Origin of the sequence: Thermococcus sp. (assembly GCF_027063845.1) — an archaeon.
In the GTDB taxonomy this organism is placed as follows: Archaea; Methanobacteriota_B; Thermococci; order Thermococcales; family Thermococcaceae; genus Thermococcus.
Map to the genome: position 1 here is coordinate 1 of NZ_JAMOQU010000054.1, position 2,314 is coordinate 2,314.

Here is a 2,314-nt window from a genome sequence, read left to right on the forward strand (position 1 = left end):
CATGGAGTTGCTCATCGTGAAGGATAGGCGCATAGACTACGACGGCTCCGCGATAGGGAGCCACTGGGCCTACAGGAACTTCGGAATCCTTGGAAACTCGCTCGTCGTCTTCCGCGGAAAGTGCGACGTCAAGGTCGAGGAAATGATTGACATAGAGGACCTCCGCGCGAGCAAGGAAATCAAGAGCGACGACATGGTGCACTACATCATCGAGGTCTTCGACTTGGTCAACACGCTCTTCGCCTCAACTCTGCAAAAGCTCTTCATAGTGAGGCTCTGCGAGGTTCTCGGCGAGTACGGAGTGAAGACCGTTAGAAAGGGAGACGACATCTACGTGAACGGAAGAAAGCTTAGCATCTCGATAGCAACGGTTTCCCCAGTGAGCGTCAAAATCCACATCGGGATAAACGTCGAGGCCAAGGGCGTTCCTGAGGGAGTGGAGGCAATAGGCCTCAAGGAAGTTGGCATCACCGACATTGAGGAGTTCATGGAGAGAACCGGAAGGGCACTCGTTGAAGAGTTCAAAAAGGTGAAGAAGGACAGCCTGAAGGTTAGGTGGGCTCAGTAAAGAAGGAACAGCAAACTTCCCCCCAGCGGAACGGCCAAGTTGTCGTCTACCCAGGGCTGGTACTCCGCTAAGGTCAGTATCACTGCCCACATCACTTTTCTTATTGTATCCGCATCGAGGTAAATGAGTGCTATTACAACGGCCGTTGCCAAGTATGCCAGGCTTCCTGTCCAGTGCTTCTTGAGCTTCACGTTGAAGCCGTGCCTTTTGAAGTAGTAGTGCCTGACCACCCCGGTTACTCCATCGCTGATTGCCATGGCTAACAGCAGGGCCGTTGCGTACTCTCTGGGAAGCAGAAAAACAATTGCCGAGGCCGAAAAGGCAAAGAACACCTCGCCGTAGTTGTGCTTTATCTGGTACCAAGACAGCTCATGTCTCTTGAGGTGGGGCCACAGCTGGACGACGCCGAAAATAACGGCAGAAACGCCAAAAACTTCAACTGGAATTTTTCCGTAGTAAAACATCAAAACCGCTGGAACGATGCTGAAGTGAATTATCTTTCGGTTTATCCACGCCCATTCCTCGCCGAGCTTTTTGGTGGCGATTATAGCGCCTATTATGAAACCTGCGGCAATCCCCGCGTAGGGCAACCACTCGAACATTGATTCCACCAAAAAATGAAAAGGGATTGGGGCTAATAACTTTATCCGAACGTCCTTCCAACAGTTTCGAGGGCGATGACGAAGTCGGAAGCGTTAACCACGATGTACCAGTCGTCCGTTCTCGTCAGTTCTCCCCTCGACTTTCCAACCAGCTCGCCGTAGAGGCCCCGAATTTTGACCCTCGGTTCAGTCGTCGAGAGCTTGAGGGTGACCTCAACGGGCGTTCCGTTCTCCCAGACGATTCCGACCTTAAGGCCGGCCTTGGTTTCCTTCCTCTTCTTCAGGCCGAGCTTGAGGTAGCGGAGCCTCTCCTCTGGAACGCCGTTCTCTTCCGCCTTCTCCCTGAGGTACTCCTCCGCCAGGGTTAGGCCGTGGAGTCCGAGGGAGTAACCGAAAACAGGAATCCCGAAGTCCTTCCTCGTCCTCCCCCTGTAGGCGTAGACCTCAATCCTTCCCCTCGAACCCTTTGAGGCCGTGTAGAATCCTTTGTTCTCTCCTTTAAACTCCTCCAGCTCTGAAAGGAGCGCATCGTAGGCTGAGAAGGGCAGTGAGAAGCTCGCCCACGTTCCCCATAGTCTCAGAGGGACCGAGAGAAAGCCGAGCTCCTCGAGGTGGTACTCGAAGGGCTTCGGCCTTATCACGAGGAAGCCCTTCTCAGTAACTTCGAACTCGATGAGGGTCCTCTCCTCGGGAATCACCGCGAACTTGTCCTTTATATCAAAATCCGTTGCCTTTAGCAGTCTTCCCCTTCTCAGCTTTCGTCCTTCCATCGAGCTTGAAACCACAGGAACGGGAGTTTTCCTCCCGGTTTCCTTGTCGTAAGGCACCTTAAAGCCAGCCTTCAGGAGCTCCTCCTGAATCTCTAGCGACGCTGGGAAGAAGACGTTCATTCCCATTAGTTCAAACTCCATGGCGTTCACCCTTTACATTGTTCGGTAGTTTTTACTTTTTTCACTTATAAATGTTTCTCTCGAAAGGTTGTTCAACTGGAGGCTAACCTTAAAAGCCCTTTCGAGGAGCTAAGCGCGGTGGTGAGAATGGTTCACTGGGCTGACTACATGGCCGAAAAGATAATCCGCGAAAGGGGCGACAAGGAGGAGTACGTGGTCGAGAGCGGAATCACGCCGAGCGGTTACGTTCACAT

At 52.6% G+C, this 2,314-nt stretch carries 4 protein-coding genes; 2 read left to right on the top strand and 2 right to left on the bottom strand.

What is annotated here, in order from left to right; genetic code table 11:
• Position 1: 1 nt before the first annotated feature.
• Entirely contained in the window at positions 2-568 is a 567-nt protein-coding gene (locus tag MVO87_RS03945) for a DUF366 family protein (RefSeq protein WP_297552273.1), read from the top strand.
• On the opposite strand, the gene MVO87_RS03950 is transcribed toward MVO87_RS03945, so the two are convergent.
• Both MVO87_RS03950 and MVO87_RS03955 read right to left on the bottom strand, forming a co-directional pair.
• Positions 562-1,170: a diacylglycerol/polyprenol kinase family protein gene (locus MVO87_RS03950; RefSeq protein ID WP_297552277.1), complete on the bottom strand. Its 609-nt coding sequence runs from the start codon at positions 1,168-1,170 to the stop codon at positions 562-564. The genes MVO87_RS03945 and MVO87_RS03950 overlap by 7 nt on opposite strands.
• 41 nt (positions 1,171-1,211) lie before the next feature.
• Positions 1,212-2,081, bottom strand: coding sequence for a PhoI (locus tag MVO87_RS03955; protein WP_297552275.1), 870 nt, complete (start codon positions 2,079-2,081; stop codon positions 1,212-1,214).
• Between the two features lie 126 nt (positions 2,082-2,207).
• On the opposite strand from MVO87_RS03955, the gene MVO87_RS03960 reads away from it, so the two are divergent.
• On the top strand, positions 2,208-2,314 hold a 107-nt coding region (locus tag MVO87_RS03960), incomplete at its 3' end, for a hypothetical protein (RefSeq protein ID WP_297552279.1).

Bases quoted from the DNA above. Each gene is read 5' to 3' on its own strand.
- MVO87_RS03945 (WP_297552273.1), top strand. From the start codon at position 2: ATGGAGTTGCTCATCGTGAAGGATAGGCGCATAGACTACGACGGCTCC.
- MVO87_RS03950 (WP_297552277.1), bottom strand. From the start codon at position 1,170: ATGTTCGAGTGGTTGCCCTACGCGGGGATTGCCGCAGGTTTCATAATA.
- MVO87_RS03955 (WP_297552275.1), bottom strand. From the start codon at position 2,081: ATGGAGTTTGAACTAATGGGAATGAACGTCTTCTTCCCAGCGTCGCTA.